Here is a 15,366-nt window from a genome sequence, read left to right as displayed (position 1 = left end):
AGCATAAGACACCATTCGAAGCGAGCGAGGCACAAAACCCATGACCGAAACCGTCACCATCCACACACTGTCGGGCACGGAAGAATTCACCGCTTACGTCGCAAGGCCCGCCGAGCGAGCCAAGGCCGCGATTCTCGTCATCCAGGAGATCTTCGGGGTCAATGCGGGCATCCGGCGCAAGTGCGACAAGCTCGCGGAAGAGGGTTATCTCGCAATCGCTCCCGACCTGTTCTGGCGCCTAGAGCCGGGAGTCGAGCTCGATCCCGATGTCGAACCCGAATTTCAGCGCGCTCTCGATCTGATGGGCCGGTTCAATCAGGATCAGGGAATTCGGGATATCGAAGCCACGATCCATTATATCAGGCGCGAGGAAAGCGTTCCCAAGGTTGGTTGCGTTGGTTACTGCCTCGGTGGACGCCTCGCTTTCATGACCGCCGCCCGCACCGATATCGATGCGAGTGTCGGCTATTATGGCGTCGGTATCGACGGTCTTCTCGGTGAAAAGCATGCGATCGCGAACCCGCTCATGCTGCACATTCCTACAGAGGACGGATTCGTCGACAAGAATACGCAAAAGGCCATGCATGACGGCCTGGACGACCATCCCAAGGTCACACTGCACGATTACGAAGGGCTCGATCACGGTTTCGCCACCGAATTCGGCAAGCGTCGATCCGAAGACGCCGCGCAATTGGCAGACAGCAGAACCGCCGAGTTTTTCGCCCGGCATCTCGGCTGACGCGTGGAGCATATTCCCTTTCGGTATGTCGTCCCCGCCGGTCTGGTCGCACTGTGCGGGGTCGCCTGGTGGTGGGAACCGGCGCGCTGGACGCTATGGCTCCTAATTCCGCTTGTGATCCTGGCGCTCTGGGATTTTCTTCAGCGCGAACATACACTTAGGAGAAATTACCCGGTCCTGGCCCGTATTCGTTGGTTGATGGAGGACCTGCGGCCCTTCGCGCAGGCCTATATCGTGGAGGACGACCTCGATGGTCGTCCCTTCAGCCATCAGGCGCGAGCGCTCGTTTACGCGCGGGCAAAGGGCGATCTGGATTCTCATCCGATGGGAACCGAGCTCGATGTCTACTCCGATGAATATGAATGGCTCAGCCACTCGATCGCACCGAAACAGGATGCACCCGATCACTGGCGCGTCACCGTGGGCGAAGGCACCTGTGCCAAACCCTATTCCGCCGCCCTGCTGAATATCTCGGCAATGAGCTTCGGTTCGCTTTCCGCGCGCGCCATCGAAGCACTCAACGCGGGCGCCGCCCTTGGCGGGTTTGCGCACAATACGGGCGAAGGCTCGATCAGCCGCTATCACCGTTCCCCCGGCGGCGATCTCATCTGGGAGCTGGGCAGCGGATATTTCGGCGCGCGTCGGTCCGACGGGCATTTCGATCCGGACCAGTTTCGGGACAATGCCACCAGCGATCAGGTGAAGATGATCGAAATCAAACTGAGCCAGGGTGCCAAGCCGGGGCATGGCGGTGTGCTGCCGGGCGCCAAGGTGACCGAAGAGATCGCAGAGGCGCGCGGAGTGCCCGTTGGCGAGACGGTGATTTCGCCGGCGGCCCATCCGGCCTTCTCGACACCGGTTCAATTGCTCGAATGGCTCACCTCTCTGCGCGATCTATCGGGTGGCAAGCCGATCGGCATCAAGCTGTGTGTCGGGCAACCGCACGAACTCTTCGCCATTGGCAAAGCGATGTTGGAAACCGGGCTGCACCCCGATTTCATTACCGTCGATGGCGCCGAAGGAGGAACTGGCGCGGCACCGCTCGAATTATCCAACTCGGTGGGCATGCCCTTGCGCGAGGGGCAAATCATGGTGCGCAACATGCTTGTGGGGCTGGCGCTCAAGGACAAGGTCAAAATCGCCGCTTCGGGCAAATTGCATTCGGGCGCGCAACTGGCCAAGGCTTTCGCGCTCGGTGCCGATTGGTGCAATGCCGCCCGGCCCTTTATGTTTGCCCTGGGCTGCGTACAGTCGATGAATTGCCACAGGGGAACCTGCCCTACCGGCATCGCCACCCAGGACGCATGGCGGCAACGCGGCCTGGTCGTGGAGGAGAAGGCTCCCCGCATCGCGCGCTTCCAGCATCAAACGCTTCACTCGCTACGCGAAATCGTGGTGGCCATGGGGCTCGCCAGTCCCTGGGAAATCGACCCGCACGATATGCGCGAACGGTTGAACGGGGCGCGCTCCGATGCCATCGATCGCATCTACACCTTCCTCGAGCCGGGCCAGTTGCTCGAGGATGCCGACGCGACACCCTATGCCCGGCACTGGCATGCCGCCCGGGCGGACACTTTCCGGAGAGCAGAATGAGCGCAGAGCTAGGCCTGAAACGCTGGCACCAAGTCATCGAAAACGGCAGCTGTGCCGAAGAGCTCTCTGCCATTATCCGTGACGACGCCGTATTCCATTCGCCCGTCGTGCATACCCCTCAGGTCGGCCGCCCCATCGTGGTCGCCTACCTTTCCGCCGCCGGAAAAACACTCGGCAATGACAGCTTCGAATATGTCCGCGAACTGATCGACGGCGATAACGCCATGCTCGAATTCACGACCGAGATGGACGGCATTCACGTCAACGGTATCGACCTCATCCGGTTCGACGAGGACGGCATGATCGCCGATTTCAAAGTGATGGTGCGCCCGCTGAAGGCAGTCAACAAAGTGTGGGAACAGATGGCCGCGATGCTGGAGAAGATGAAGGGCTGATCGGCCTTCCCTGTACCTCCTCCTCGGCGGCATGGTCGAATGGAATGCAGGGCAGCAATCCAGCACAGATAGCCGCTGCCATGCATTCAACCGCATGGCCCATCCACCGAGCACCGACGATTACATCCTGACCTCGCGTAGCTGTTTGCGCGCCACGTCCGCTCCGATCCAAATCGGGCAGCACTGCATCCGGTCCCGCCTGCTGTAGACGCATGCCCAAAGAGCCGAAAGATATCGGCATCTTTCAACAGGCGGGACCGAGACGCTACTGATTCATCGTCGCGAAGAAATCTTCGTTGGTCTTGGAATCCTTCATCTTGTCGAGCAGGAATTCCATCGCGTCGATCGTGCCCATCTGCATGAGGATCCGGCGCAGGACCCACATTTTCGAAAGCTTGTCCTTCTCGACAAGCAGCTCTTCCTTGCGCGTCCCGCTCTTGCCGACATCGAGCGCCGGGAAGATGCGCTTGTCCGCAACCTTGCGGTCGAGCACGATTTCGCTGTTGCCCGTGCCCTTGAACTCTTCGAAGATGACCTCGTCCATACGGCTGCCGGTATCGATCAGCGCGGTCGCGATAATCGAAAGCGATCCGCCCTCTTCGATATTGCGGGCGGCGCCGAAGAAACGCTTGGGGCGCTGCAATGCGTTTGCGTCGACACCGCCGGTCAGCACTTTGCCCGAGCTGGGCACCACCGTGTTGTAGGCACGGCCGAGACGCGTGATCGAGTCGAGCAGGATAACCACATCGTGCTTGTGTTCGACGAGGCGCTTGGCCTTCTCGATGACCATTTCGGCGACCTGGACGTGCCGGTTTGCAGGTTCGTCGAACGTGGAGGAAATCACCTCGCCTTTGACGCTGCGCTGCATGTCGGTGACTTCCTCGGGCCGCTCGTCGACGAGCAGGACCAGCAGGAAGACTTCCGGGTGATTATCCGTGATCGCTTTGGCGATGTTCTGCAGCAACACCGTTTTACCGGTGCGCGGCGGCGCGACGATCAGCGCACGCTGGCCCTTGCCCTGCGGCGAGATGATATCGATCACGCGCGCCGACTTGTCCTTGACCGTCGGATCGAGCGTGTCGAGCGTGAGCTTTTCTTCCGGATAGAGCGGCGTGAGGTTGTCGAAATTGGTACGATGGCGAACCGCGTCGGGATCGTCGAAATTGACCTTGTACAGTTCGGTCAGCGCAAAATAGCGCTCGCCCTCCCTCGGCGCACGGATTTCACCTTCGACCGTATCGCCGGTGCGCAGGCCCCATTTGCGGACCTGATTGGGCGAGACATAGATGTCGTCGGGTCCGGCGAGATAATTCGCCTCCGGGCTACGCAAAAATCCAAAGCCATCCTGCAGCACCTCGATGGTGCCGATGCCCATGATCTTTTCTTCGTAGTCCTCGTCCTCGGCCAGTTCGCGCAGAATGCAGAACATCAGGTCCTGCCGGCGCATCGTCGAGGCACCCTCGACACCCAGCTCCTCGGCCATTGCGACCAAATCTGCCGGAGTTTTTTCTTTCAAATCCTTGAGATGCATGTGTTTTACTCGGTATTCTCAGTTTGGGTGTCCGACGGGTCGGTATGGGCTTGGAGAAAGCGGACCCGGCCTCGTGCGAATGCGAGACCTCTAGCCGGGAGATGGCAGTGCAGTTACGCCCGCGCCGAATGGGCGTCAATCGGCAAAGCGATATTGCGGTGCCTCATGGGCGCCAAGCGAGCACGGAATATCGCAATGGCGCGGGTCAGAACGGCTTGACGACCACCAGCACCACGATGATGGCAAGCGCGATCCCCGGAAATTCCCCCCAGATACGCAGTTGCTTTTCGGTCATCGGTCGTTCGCCCGCGATCATTTTCTTCGCCCGCGCAACCATGATTCCATGGAAAGCCGTCAGGAGCACGACAAAGAGCAATTTTGCGTGGAACCAGCCCTGGTCCCAGGCGCCGATCGCCATCGCCAGGAGCAGACCCAAGACCCAGACCACAATCAGGCTGGGTGTCAGGATGACCTTGCGAAGCAGCCCCATTCGTTTCGCCCACAGGGCGGACGCCTCGGATCCCTCGGAGGCAGGGTGAAGATAAATCATCTGCCGTGGCAGCATGAACAATCCCGCCATCCAGAACACCATGAAAATGATGTGGCCGGCTTTGAGCCAGAAATAGGTCATCGCGAGAACATCCTGCATTGCACGATCATCTAGGGGCCGCGCCCGCCTCCGTCACCCTCGAAATCGCGAACCACTGCAATCAGTCGCTCGACATGCTCGATCGGAGTGCGGCGATCGATACCGTGGCCGAGGTTGAAGACATGCGGTCGGTCGGCAAATGCCTCCAGGATGAAGCGCGCGCGGCTTTCCAGGCGCTCGCTGCCAGAAAGGAGCAGCAGCGGATCGAAATTGCCCTGTACCGGCATGCCCTGGGGCAACTCGCGATGCGCCCAGACCGGATCGATTGTCTCGTCCACACCGACCGCCTGTACGCCCGTCTCGCGGGCATAGGCCGACAGCTTTTCGCCTGAGCCTTTGGGAAAGCCGATCACCGGCGTCGCCGGGTGGCGCCTGCGCAGTTCGGCAACGATTTTCGCATTCGGAGCGATAACCAACCGCTCGAACTCATCGGGAGCAAGGCTGCCCGCCCAGCTATCGAACAGTTGCACCGCTTCCGCACCGGCTCCGATCTGGCCGGAAAGATAATCGATGGTTTCTGTAACGATCCGATCGAGAATCGCATCGAGCTTGGCCGGATCGCGATAGGCCAGCGCGCGCGCTTCGTGCTGGTCGCGGCTTCCCTCGCCGGCCACCATGTAAGTCGCCACGGTCCACGGGCTCCCGGCAAAGCCCAGCATCGTCACCCCTTCGGGCAGGCGCCGACGACAGAGGCGTACCGTCTCGTAAATCGCGTCATAGCGCAAGGGATCGGGAGTCAGCCCTTCCAGTGCTGCATCGACAAGCGGCGGCGAGAGCTTGGGACCTTCGCCAGCAAGGAACTCCAGATGCTGGCCGATGGCATGCGGCACGATGAGGATGTCGGAAAACAGGATCGCCCCGTCGAAACCGAACCGCTCGATTGGCTGCAAGGTAATCTCGCAGGCCGCCTCGCTATCATAGGCCAAGGCGAGAAAACCGCCCTTTTCGGCGCGCAGAGCCCGATATTCGGGAAGGTAGCGACCGGCCTGGCGCATGAGCCAGAGAGGGACGCGTGCCCCCCGTTTGCCATTCAACGTGTCGAGAAGGAGACCGGGCATCGATGAGTCCAATCCAATAAATAATAGTATTTATATAGAGGTAGAAGGAGTCTGTTGGCCCTGTGGATTTCAGGGATAAGCGGCCCCTGCCCGATTTCTCCCGCGCTGCAAAGGGTGGAGCCGCAAATCCGACTCGCCAGCGGCCCTGAGTCGAGTCAAACTTATCCTCGCTGTCCCCACCCCTGCGCACAACTTCCATTTGCTGTGCGGGAATCGGCCCGCGAAGGACTCGTATCGGGGAGGTTTTTTGGTCCCGAACTTGTCGCCAGCTTTCTCCCGTGGTTTATGCCTCGCGTTCTCCACAGGCCCTAGGGTATCGAAATCTCCAACCGGATTCATCTCCACCTGCTGTCCGATTCCACCGGCGAGACGCTCGAAATGCTGGCGAAGGCGGCGCTTGCGCAGTTCGAGGATGCCGACGTGGTGCGGCATTTCTGGCCCATGGTCCGCAGCCGCCAGCACCTCGAACGCATATTGCCCGAACTCAAGGCCAATCCCGGTCTGGTGCTGTTCACCCTGGTTAATCCCGAAACGCGCGAACGGCTGGAACAAGCGTGCACGCAGTCGGGCCTTCCGGCGGTACCGATCCTTGATCGCGTGACCGAAGCGCTGGAAAAGGCGCTCGGCCAGGAAGCGCACGGGCGTCCCGGTCGGCAGCACGCCATGGATCAGGCCTATTTCAACCGGGTCGAGGCGATCCAGTTCACCATCGCGCATGATGACGGTATCGGATGGGAAGACTGGGAAGAGGCGGATATCCTGCTTGCGGGGGTTTCGCGCAGTTCCAAGACACCGACCAGCATCTATCTCGCCAATCGCGGCTACAAGGTGGCCAATATACCTCTGGTCGTGGAAAGTCCGCCACCCTCCAAACTGTTCGAGCTCAAACATCCGATGGTGGTCGGGCTGACCACCGCGCCCGAACGTCTCGTGCAGATCCGGCGTAACCGCCTGCTGACGCTCAATGAAGAGCGTCAGACCGATTATGTCGATAACGAGCGGGTGAGGGATGAAGTCAAGTTCGCCCGCCGGATGTTTGCCGACAATGGCTGGGCGGTAATCGACGTGACACGCCGCTCGATCGAGGAAACCGCCGCCGCCGTGATCCGCCTCTATAACGAACGAAAGGCGCGCGGAACGCGTCAGGGAGCCAAACCGATATGACACGGATCGCAGGGAGCGGTTTGATCCTTGCCTCCAACAGCGCCTCTCGCAAGGCGATGCTGGAGGCGGCGGGTATCGCTTTCACGGCAAAGGGCGCGGATGTCGATGAACGCGCCCTCGAAACCGAAATGGATGGAGCCGAGCCCGGGGAAATCGTGCAGGCGCTGGCCGCTGCCAAGGCTGCGGCGGTCTCCAACGGGCAGGCCGATGCCTTGGTGCTAGGGTCTGATTCTCTGGTCGAGGTCGATGGCAGACGGTTCGATAAACCCTCCAGCCGGGAAAATGCGGCAGAGCATTTGCGGTTCTTTTCCGGCAAGATCATGACGCTGCATAGCGCTGCGGCACTTGCGCGTGACGGCCAGATCCTCTGGGTCGGTTCCGATTTCGCGCGCTTGCGGGTGCGTGACCTGTCGGACGATTTCATCGCCGCCTATCTCGATGCGGAGTGGCCGGCAGTGAGCTATTGCGTCGGAGTATTCCGGATCGAAGGGCCGGGCGTGCAGCTTTTCGATAGCATTATGGGTGATCAGTTCACCGTGCTGGGTATGCCCTTATTGCAGGTTCTGGACGCTTTGCGCGGGCAAGGTGCGTTGCTGTCGTGACTCGATATGCCGAAGTGATCGGCGATCCGATCCGCCAGTCGAAATCCCCCGCGATCCATGAATTTTGGATAGAAAAGCTCGGTCTCGCGGCTGAGTATCGCGCGAAGCATGTCGAATCCGCCGCGCTCGAGGATTTCATCGCCGAACGACGCGGCGATGCGGACTGGCGCGGCTGCAATGTCACCATGCCGCACAAACAGGCGATCATGCCGCTCATGGACCGGCTCGAACCGCTCGCCAAACGGGTCGGAGCAGTCAACACGGTGGTAAAGGCGTCCGATGGCAAATTGGTCGGGCGGAACACCGACGTAGCGGGATTTCTGGAACCGCTGTCGGTTCGCCTGCGCAGCAAGCACTATTTCCGCATGGCTCGCGTGATCGGAACCGGCGGCGCGGCCCGGGCCATCGTGGCTGGATTGGCCGGAGAGGGGTTCACACTGGTTCTGGCGGGCCGAAACCCGGACAAGGCGCAAGCTCTGCTCGACGAGCTGGATCCGAGGGGGGAACACCATGCCGCTCCGCTAAGCCATTTTGCCGACGTCACCGATTTCGCCTTCGATGACCGGGAGGGATGCTGCGATCTCGTCGTCAACGCCTCCCCGCTGGGCATGCGCGGGCAACCCCCCCTAGCCTTTGATTGGTCCCACGCTCCGCCTGGCTCGATCGCTTACGATATCGTCACCGATCCGGTGGAAACCGAGTTCCTGCGCAAGGCGCGCGAGGCCGGCTTCGAAACCATAGACGGTCTCGCCATGCTGATCGGCCAGGCCGCCGCGGCGTTCACCCACTTCTTCGGTGTCGAACCGCCGCGGGATCATGATGCGGAACTGCGCGAAAGGCTGATGACGTGACTCGCCCCCTTATTATCGGCCTGACCGGGTCTATCGGCATGGGCAAGTCCACCGTGGCCGCGATGTTCGAAGCGGCGGGCGTTCCGGTGTTCGATGCCGACGCGGAGGTCCGCGCCATGCAGGGGCCAGGGGGCGCATTGGTCCCGGCCATCGAAAAGGCCTTTCCCGGAAGCACGGACGAGAACGGCGTTGCGCGAGACAAGCTTGGGGCACTGGTGTTCGGCGATCCGGAAAAGCTCGCCCGGCTCGAGGCGATCGTCCATCCTGCCGTCGCGGCAAGGCGGGAAGCGTTCCTGATCGAGCATGTCGGCGCGCCGATGGTGGTTTTCGATATCCCCCTGCTGTTCGAAAAGGGCGGTGCCGAAGCGGTCGATCAGGTGATCGTCGTTTCCGCGCCCGCCGAAACGCAGCGCATGCGGGTTCTCGCCCGGCCTGGCATGACCGAGGAAAAGTTCGCCCACATACTCGAACTCCAGGTCCCCGATTCGCAAAAGCGCGCCCGCGCCGATCATGTGATCGATACCGGGACGACCTTGGAGAAAACCGAAGACGCCGTGATTGCCCTGATCGCCGAATTGGGCGATTCGTACTCCGCTCGTCAAGCACCGTAACCCCCTTGTAATCTTGTTCGGCGAAGCCGATAGAAGACCCGATGCGTGAAATCGTGTTCGATACCGAAACCACCGGACTCGATCCCAAGACGGGGGACCGGATGGTTGAGATCGGCTGCATCGAGCTGGTCAATCTCGTGCCGACCGGCGAAAGCTACCACGCCTATTTCAATCCCGAGCGTGACATGCCTGCTGGCGCCGAGGCCGTGCATGGTCTGTCGTCGGCGTTCCTGTCCGACAAGCCGTTGTTTGGCGATCTGGCTGGCGAATTGCTCGATTTTATCGGGAGCTCTCCGCTGGTCGCGCACAATGCGGGGTTCGACTTTGGATTTCTCAATGCAGAACTGACACTCATCGACATGGAGCCTGTCTGCACCAGCAGGATGGTGGATACGGTGGCTCTTGCGCGCAAACGCCATCCCGGCGCCAAGCTGTCGCTCGATGCGCTGTGTTCGCGTTACGGAGTCGATCGGAGCCACCGGGTAAAGCATGGAGCACTGCTCGATGCCGAATTACTGGCGCAGGTCTATGTCGAGCTCAGGGGCGGCCGCCAGATCGGTCTCGAACTCGCGGCAGAGGCAGCTGCGGCACACATTTCCCGGCCGGTCGAAATCTCGGCAGTGCGTAAGGCACCTGTCGGCCCTCGGCGCGAACCGCGCCGACATACTCCCAGCGAGGCCGAACTGGCGCGACACAGGAACTTCATGGCCGGGATCGAGAACCCTTTATGGGGCTAGATCGCGGGCCATCGGGAACCGGCGGTGGGGCCGGGGATTTGGGATCGCTCGGGGGACGGTAAAGGAGAAAACGACAAGATGGATATACGTGTTTCCGGCCACCAGATCGATACCGGCGCAGCCTTGCAGGAGCATGTCGGCGATCGTTTGAACTCCATCGTCGAGAAATATTTCAACCGCGCGATTTCCTCGCACGTCACTTTCGGCAAGGGGCCTGGAGGTTCCTTCACGTCGGATATCGTGACTCATGTGATGCAGGGCCTGATCCTCAAGGGCCATGCCGAGGCGCATGACGTCCATCAGGCGTTCGACGCGGCGGCAGGCAAGATCGAAAAGCAGCTGCGCCGTTACAAGCGCCGCATCCAGGACCGTCACAAACAAGCCGCGCATGCGGTCCGGGAAGAAGAAGCCGCCTATACGATTTTCGGGGTGCCGGAACCCGACAATGACGAAGAAATCACCGCCGACAGCCCGCCGATCATCGCAGAAACCAAGGCGATCATTCCCGAATGCAGTGTGGCGGATGCCGTGATGCTGCTGGACCTCCAGAATGCCAATGGGCTGCTGTTCAAGAATGCGGGTAGCGGCGAACACAATATGGTCTATCGGCGTCACGATGGCTCGATCGGCTGGGTCGAGCCGCGCTGAGGGAGACCGCATTACCGTGACCGGGGCCGCAACCAGCGGGGCACAGCGCCATTATCGCGCGCTCGAGAGCCTCTATGCATCGGCGCCGGTCAATGCGCTGTTTTCCTCGCGGCTCGAAATAACCGGCGAAGGTACGGCGCGGATCACCTTCGACATCACGGAAGAGGTCTATCACGCGGCCGGGGCGGCGCATGGCACGATCTATTTCAAGATGCTCGACGATGCCGGGTTCTACGCCGCCAACACCTTCGTTACCGACCGTTTCCTGCTGACGACTTCCTTCAATCTGCATTTTACCAAACCGGTACGGGTGGGCGAAGTCGTGGCCGAGGGGCGCTGGGTGAGTGGACGCAAGCGCGTGTTTGTCGCCGAATCGCGGCTGGTCGATGCCGAGGGTGACGAGATCGGCCGCGGAACCGGCACATTCATGCGCTCGCACATCCCGTTGTCGAGCCTGCCAGGCTATCTGGCAAATCGCTGATTTGTATGGACGAACGTCTGCCTTCCCATATCGAGGTTTCCGGCCTGATCAGAGCGGTGGAAGGTGCGGGGGGCTTCGGAATGGTGCTGCAAAAGGGCGAGAAAGACGCAGGGGTCATTCTCGTATTAACCACACATAGTGGCAAAAATACCCGCCTGTGGGAGCGCATGCCCCAGCTCGACGGGTCCCGGCGCTTCATATGTACGCGTGAGCAAGACTCTGAAAATCGGGGAGAATTTGACGAGTATGTCGCGAAAAGGCGAGCTTCCGACCCCGATTGCTGGGTGATCGAGCTGGACGTCGAAAATGCCGAACGCTTCGTCGCAAGCGCGGTCGATTGACTTGACTTGATTTCAGTTGCGACTATTTGGCCGCCAACTTCGATGCGCAGGCGGCGTAGGACGGCAATGGGGTCGGCACGCTAGCACGCAGACGGGGGGTGGCCGGCAGGCCCGTTAACGGATCCGCCATCAAGGACGCAATCAACGCGCCATGGGTCCCAGCCTGCGACAGACCACCAACCGCTTAGTTGTCTGCCAATAATGATTCGCAAGTTCACTGGTTTCACCGCGCTTGTCGCGGCGATCGCCCTTACGACGTTTGCCGGAGCGGAAGGTTCCGGCGCCAACGCCCAGGTTGCGGCGCAAGCAACCGAAACAGCTACCACCGAAGCCCCCCTCACCGAGGAAGTGGTGCCGGTCTTCGTTGAAAACGAGGTGGTACAGGAGCTTCCCGCCCAGGCGGAAGCCGAATCCGAGAATTTCGCCGATGACGTGCCGCAAGCCGACAGCCTGCGTGCCCTCATCGATGCCATGCCCGCTGCGGGGCAGTTGTCCGAAGAATTGCAGTGCCTCGCCGGTGCGGTCTATTTCGAATCGCGCGGCGAACCGCTCGAAGGCCAACTCGCCGTCGCCAAGGTAATTATGAACCGCGCCGAAGATCGCCGTTGGCCCTCAAGCTACTGCGCCGTCGTGTATCAGCGGTCTCAGTTTTCCTTCGTCAAGAACGGCCGCATGCCGCGCATCAAGACCGGATCGGCGGCGTGGAAGCGCGCGCAGGCCATTGCGCGTATCGCCCATCGCGGCCTGTGGGACAGCAGCGCGGAGGATGCGGTGTATTTCCATGCGAAATATGTGCGCCCCGGCTGGAGCCGCCGCAAGGTAGCCGTGGCGACGATCGATACCCACGTCTTCTATCGCTGAGCCCGAGTTTCGCACAGGGATGCAGGGGCTGCCGCTTGCGCGGTGGCCCCTTCTCCTTGGGCTAGGTCAGCGTCAGTCTCGCAAGTCGGCCCATACGGGTGCGTGATCGCTGGCTTTCTCGCGTCCGCGATATTCCCTGTCGACACCCGCCGCGTTCATCCGGTCGGCCAATTCGGGCGACAGCAGAAGGTGGTCGATCCGGAAACCATGATCGCGCTGCCAGGCGCCCGCCTGATAATCCCAATAGGTCCATACGCCGCCCCGCGGGTTGAGCGTGTCGATTGCGTCCGTCCATCCGTCGGCTAGCAGTCGCGCATAGGCATCGCGTGATTCAGGTTGCATCAGCGCGTCCGAGGCCATCGCGCGGACCGACCACACATCCTTGTCTTCGGGGATGACGTTAAAATCGCCCAGCACCACCGCCGGAACCTGTTCTTCCCAGATGGCGCGCAATCTCGTGCGCAATTTCTGCATCCAGGCCAGCTTGTAATCGAATTTCGGCCCTGGCTGCGGATTGCCATTGGGCAGGTATAGATTGCAAATGCGCACGCCCCTTACCTCCGCCTCGAGATAGCGGGCCTGTTCGCCCTCTCCATCCTTCGGTCCGTCGATGCCCAGGCCGCGCTGAATCTCCACCGGCTTTTCGCCATCGGCAAGGATGGCGACGCCATTGAAACTCTTCTGGCCATGCCAGATCGCCTGGTAGCCGATGCTTTCGAATTCTTTGGCCGGGAAGCCCTCATCCATCGTCTTGATCTCCTGCAGGCAGGCGACCGTGGGGCGGGTTTCCTCGAGCCACTCCTTCAGGCGCGGCAGGCGGGCCTTGATCCCATTGATATTGAAACTGGCGATACGCATGGCGTGGGTCTTATGGCGTCGCCCCGGCCTTGGCTAGCATCAAGGCCGGCCGACACACGCGTTCTGCGCGTTACCCTCGCCAAGTGGGGGCCGGGCTGCGCAACCGACTGTGTCGCGGCGCCGGGGGAGCGTGCTAGCCTTTCCGAACAGGCGGGCGGGACCTTTAAATCCCGAAACTGGACCCACAGCCGCAACCGGCGGCCGCTTGGGGATTCTCGACCTTGAAAGCAGCCCCGCCGAGCGATTCGACGAAATCGACCGTGCTTCCGGCGACGAGGTCCATGCTGACTGCGTCGACCACCAGTTTCACACCGTCATTTTCGCTCACCGAATCGTCGCCTTCGGGCGACTCCGCGAGATCGAATTTATATTGGAAACCCGAACACCCGCCCCCTTCGACCGACAGGCGCAAGATTGCAGGCTTGGCCTGCTTCGCGGCGATCGCGGCAATGCGGGCCGCGGCGGCATCGGTCAGGGTCGGGGCGGTGGTCATGAGCTGGATGTAGGGAGCGCTGCGGCCGGTCTCAAGCGGTCTGGATATATTCGCGCATCGCTTCCGCCTCGTGCTGGATCTCGTCGAGCCGAGCCTTGACGAGGTCGCCAATCGAAATGAAGCCGCACATCTCGCCTCCATCGACGACCGGAAGGTGGCGAATGCGGCGGCGTGTCATCAAGGCGAGCGCTTCGAGCACCGGCGTATCGCGGTTCACGGTGATCGCCGGCGCGGTCATCACGTCGCCAAGCGGTCTGGAGAGGCATGCATCGCCTTCATCGGCAAGGCGGTAGATTACGTCGCGTTCGGAAAAGATGCCGACCACTTTCCCGTGTTCGGTTACGGGTATGGCGCCGATCCGTTTCGAGGCCAGAAGAGCGATGGCTTCGCGGACAGGTATGTCCAACGCACAGGAAATGATGTCCGAACTCGCGCGCCCTTCGATCAACCTGCGGATTTCCATACGCCATATCCTCCTGTGATGAAGTGGTCAGAATGCCATTTTCGACTCGAAAAAGCGAATCGGATTGCGGGGAAGCGTTGATTATCATGCCGGTGCGCGCCATGTGGCTTCGCGATGACGCAAAAATCCCTCCTCGACGATCCGGAAAGCGCGGCCTTTGCCTGGGCTCGCTTCAGGCGCATCATGCGCTTCATGTTCCTGCTGACCGTCGGGATCGTCGCGATCGCGCTGGCGCTGCTTTACAAATTCGGCGACGAAGAGGTGTCGATTCACTTCTACATCGCCACCGCACTCGGCGTCGGCTTCACCATGCTGCTCACCAGCGCGCTGATGGGGCTCGTCTTTCTGTCTTCGGGTACGGGGCATGACGAATCGATCGAGGAAGCGCGCAAGAAAACCGACTAGTCGCCCGGTCGGAGCCGGTATTCCTCGACCGGCACACCGCCGATCAGATGACGTTGGATGATCGCCTCGAGCACCTCCGGTTCGCACGAATGGTACCAGACATTGTCCGGCCAGACGACGGCGATGGGGCCTGAATCGCAGATTTGCAGGCAATCCGCCTTGGTGCGCTGAACCGTTCCTCCGCTCCCCGCCAGACCCAGCTCCTTGAGCCGCCGCTTCAGATAGTTCCAGGCCTCTTTCCCATCCGCGCGGCTACAGCATTTCTGCTTTTCCGACAGGGCGCAGAGAAATATCTGGCGTTCCGCGCGCGCACCGCCCGTCTTGGCCAGCGCTCGTTCGGCCTTGCGCAGCGATTTAGGCTTCACGGTCAAGGTACTTGAAGGCGCGCCTAGCTGCGCTTGCCGGCGATCCGGGATATCTCGGCCTTGACCAGCTCTTCGACCATTCCGGGAAGATTATCGTCGAGCCATTGCGCAAGCATCGGACGCAGCATCTCGCGAACCAGGCCCTCCAGCGAGGTTTCCCCAGAGCGCACGATTTGCGGTTGCTTGCCCGGTTCGGCCAACATGGCGAGCGCGGCGAAGTTCTGCCGCATGGCTTCGCGCGTATCGCCCCGGGTCAGCGCGTCTTCGGCGCTATCGTCATCGTCGAGAGCGGTTTCTTCCGGCAGCTCGAACACTTCTTCCGTCTCGCCGGAAGCGGCCGGTTCGGTTGCTTTTTCAGCGGGCGCTGCGCGTTTGCGCCGCTCGAGGATCGCACCGTCGCGATTGTCGCGCGCGATCACCTTCTTGATTGAGTCGAGAATTTCTTCGACCGAGGGTTCACCCGGTTGCTGCATCGTCTCTCAAGCCCCTGCTGGCGAATCGGTACGCCCCGATTCGGTACA

The 15,366-nt window shown here is 61.1% G+C and carries 21 protein-coding genes; 13 read left to right on the top strand and 8 right to left on the bottom strand.

Going from position 1 to position 15,366, the window contains the following annotated elements; all coding sequences use genetic code 11:
• Positions 1 to 40: 40 nt before the first annotated feature.
• From L5849_RS09880 to L5849_RS09870, 3 genes are read left to right on the top strand one after another with little or no spacing between them, the layout of a single operon-like run.
• Positions 41 to 739, top strand: a complete 699-nt coding sequence (locus tag L5849_RS09880) for a dienelactone hydrolase family protein (protein ID WP_236925432.1) — start codon at positions 41 to 43, stop codon at positions 737 to 739.
• Between the two features lie 3 nt (positions 740 to 742).
• Entirely contained in the window at positions 743 to 2,332 is a 1,590-nt protein-coding gene (locus L5849_RS09875) for an FMN-binding glutamate synthase family protein (RefSeq protein ID WP_370459214.1), read from the top strand.
• Positions 2,329 to 2,727: a nuclear transport factor 2 family protein gene (locus L5849_RS09870; protein ID WP_236925431.1), complete on the top strand. Its 399-nt coding sequence runs from the start codon at positions 2,329 to 2,331 to the stop codon at positions 2,725 to 2,727. The genes L5849_RS09875 and L5849_RS09870 overlap by 4 nt, the downstream gene beginning before the upstream one ends.
• 265 nt (positions 2,728 to 2,992) lie before the next feature.
• On the opposite strand, the gene rho is transcribed toward L5849_RS09870, so the two are convergent.
• The 3 genes from rho to hemE form a co-directional block, all read right to left on the bottom strand.
• Entirely contained in the window at positions 2,993 to 4,258 is a 1,266-nt protein-coding gene (rho, locus tag L5849_RS09865) for a transcription termination factor Rho (RefSeq protein ID WP_115415573.1), read from the bottom strand.
• A 205-nt stretch (positions 4,259 to 4,463) separates the two neighbouring features.
• Positions 4,464 to 4,907, bottom strand: a complete 444-nt coding sequence (locus L5849_RS09860; protein ID WP_236925430.1) for a CopD family protein — start codon at positions 4,905 to 4,907, stop codon at positions 4,464 to 4,466.
• Positions 4,908 to 4,918: 11 nt separating this feature from the next.
• On the bottom strand, positions 4,919 to 5,965 hold the full coding sequence (hemE, locus tag L5849_RS09855; protein WP_236925429.1) for a uroporphyrinogen decarboxylase: 1,047 nt from the start codon (positions 5,963 to 5,965) through the stop codon (positions 4,919 to 4,921).
• A gap of 321 nt (positions 5,966 to 6,286) precedes the next feature.
• Between hemE and L5849_RS09850 the strand changes: the two genes are divergently transcribed.
• From L5849_RS09850 to L5849_RS09810, 9 genes are all read left to right on the top strand, one after another.
• A complete protein-coding gene (locus L5849_RS09850) occupies positions 6,287 to 7,129 on the top strand; it encodes a pyruvate, water dikinase regulatory protein (protein ID WP_368735733.1) in 843 nt (280 codons plus the stop codon).
• Positions 7,126 to 7,731 carry a nucleoside triphosphate pyrophosphatase gene (locus L5849_RS09845; RefSeq protein WP_236925427.1) on the top strand — a complete coding sequence of 202 codons (606 nt, stop codon included), beginning with the start codon at positions 7,126 to 7,128 and terminating at the stop codon, positions 7,729 to 7,731. The genes L5849_RS09850 and L5849_RS09845 overlap by 4 nt, the downstream gene beginning before the upstream one ends.
• Positions 7,728 to 8,582 carry a shikimate dehydrogenase gene (aroE, locus tag L5849_RS09840; RefSeq protein ID WP_236925426.1) on the top strand — a complete coding sequence of 285 codons (855 nt, stop codon included), beginning with the start codon at positions 7,728 to 7,730 and terminating at the stop codon, positions 8,580 to 8,582. Before L5849_RS09845 ends, aroE begins: the two co-directional genes overlap by 4 nt.
• On the top strand, positions 8,579 to 9,193 hold the full coding sequence (gene coaE / locus L5849_RS09835) for a dephospho-CoA kinase (RefSeq protein WP_236925425.1): 615 nt from the start codon (positions 8,579 to 8,581) through the stop codon (positions 9,191 to 9,193). Before aroE ends, coaE begins: the two co-directional genes overlap by 4 nt.
• 41 nt (positions 9,194 to 9,234) lie before the next feature.
• The gene (gene dnaQ, locus L5849_RS09830; protein WP_236925424.1) at positions 9,235 to 9,930 is read left to right on the top strand and encodes a DNA polymerase III subunit epsilon; all 696 of its coding nucleotides are present in this window, start codon (positions 9,235 to 9,237) and stop codon (positions 9,928 to 9,930) included.
• A 78-nt stretch (positions 9,931 to 10,008) separates the two neighbouring features.
• Positions 10,009 to 10,578, top strand: a complete 570-nt coding sequence (gene hpf, locus L5849_RS09825; protein WP_115415566.1) for a ribosome hibernation-promoting factor, HPF/YfiA family — start codon at positions 10,009 to 10,011, stop codon at positions 10,576 to 10,578.
• Positions 10,579 to 10,594: 16 nt separating this feature from the next.
• Positions 10,595 to 11,059, top strand: a complete 465-nt coding sequence (locus L5849_RS09820; RefSeq protein WP_236925423.1) for a PaaI family thioesterase — start codon at positions 10,595 to 10,597, stop codon at positions 11,057 to 11,059.
• Between the two features lie 5 nt (positions 11,060 to 11,064).
• Entirely contained in the window at positions 11,065 to 11,400 is a 336-nt protein-coding gene (locus L5849_RS09815) for a DUF1491 family protein (RefSeq protein WP_115415564.1), read from the top strand.
• Between the two features lie 201 nt (positions 11,401 to 11,601).
• Complete coding sequence (locus L5849_RS09810; RefSeq protein ID WP_236925422.1) at positions 11,602 to 12,261, top strand: cell wall hydrolase; 660 nt, start codon at positions 11,602 to 11,604, stop codon at positions 12,259 to 12,261.
• Positions 12,262 to 12,333: 72 nt separating this feature from the next.
• On the opposite strand, the gene xth is transcribed toward L5849_RS09810, so the two are convergent.
• The 3 genes from xth to L5849_RS09795 all read right to left on the bottom strand — a co-directional run bounded on the left by xth (position 12,334) and on the right by L5849_RS09795 (position 14,075).
• Positions 12,334 to 13,119: an exodeoxyribonuclease III gene (xth, locus tag L5849_RS09805; RefSeq protein WP_236925421.1), complete on the bottom strand. Its 786-nt coding sequence runs from the start codon at positions 13,117 to 13,119 to the stop codon at positions 12,334 to 12,336.
• Between the two features lie 163 nt (positions 13,120 to 13,282).
• The gene (locus L5849_RS09800; RefSeq protein WP_115415561.1) at positions 13,283 to 13,612 is read right to left on the bottom strand and encodes an iron-sulfur cluster assembly accessory protein; all 330 of its coding nucleotides are present in this window, start codon (positions 13,610 to 13,612) and stop codon (positions 13,283 to 13,285) included.
• Positions 13,613 to 13,643: 31 nt separating this feature from the next.
• Positions 13,644 to 14,075, bottom strand: a complete 432-nt coding sequence (locus L5849_RS09795; protein WP_236925420.1) for a CBS domain-containing protein — start codon at positions 14,073 to 14,075, stop codon at positions 13,644 to 13,646.
• Between the two features lie 114 nt (positions 14,076 to 14,189).
• On the opposite strand from L5849_RS09795, the gene L5849_RS09790 reads away from it, so the two are divergent.
• The gene (locus L5849_RS09790) at positions 14,190 to 14,480 is read left to right on the top strand and encodes a hypothetical protein (RefSeq protein ID WP_236925419.1); all 291 of its coding nucleotides are present in this window, start codon (positions 14,190 to 14,192) and stop codon (positions 14,478 to 14,480) included.
• Here L5849_RS09790 and L5849_RS09785 read toward each other — a convergent pair.
• Both L5849_RS09785 and L5849_RS09780 read right to left on the bottom strand, forming a co-directional pair.
• On the bottom strand, positions 14,477 to 14,845 hold the full coding sequence (locus L5849_RS09785) for a (2Fe-2S) ferredoxin domain-containing protein (RefSeq protein ID WP_236925418.1): 369 nt from the start codon (positions 14,843 to 14,845) through the stop codon (positions 14,477 to 14,479). The two genes, L5849_RS09790 and L5849_RS09785, sit on opposite strands and share 4 nt — an antisense overlap.
• A 23-nt stretch (positions 14,846 to 14,868) precedes the next feature.
• Complete coding sequence (locus tag L5849_RS09780) at positions 14,869 to 15,318, bottom strand: DUF2497 domain-containing protein (RefSeq protein WP_236925417.1); 450 nt, start codon at positions 15,316 to 15,318, stop codon at positions 14,869 to 14,871.
• Positions 15,319 to 15,366 lie beyond the last annotated feature (48 nt).

The organism is Erythrobacter sp. SN021 (assembly GCF_021864455.1).
The sequence above is the reverse complement of the archived record's forward strand: the minus strand, read 5'-3'. Positions and strand labels throughout refer to the sequence as shown.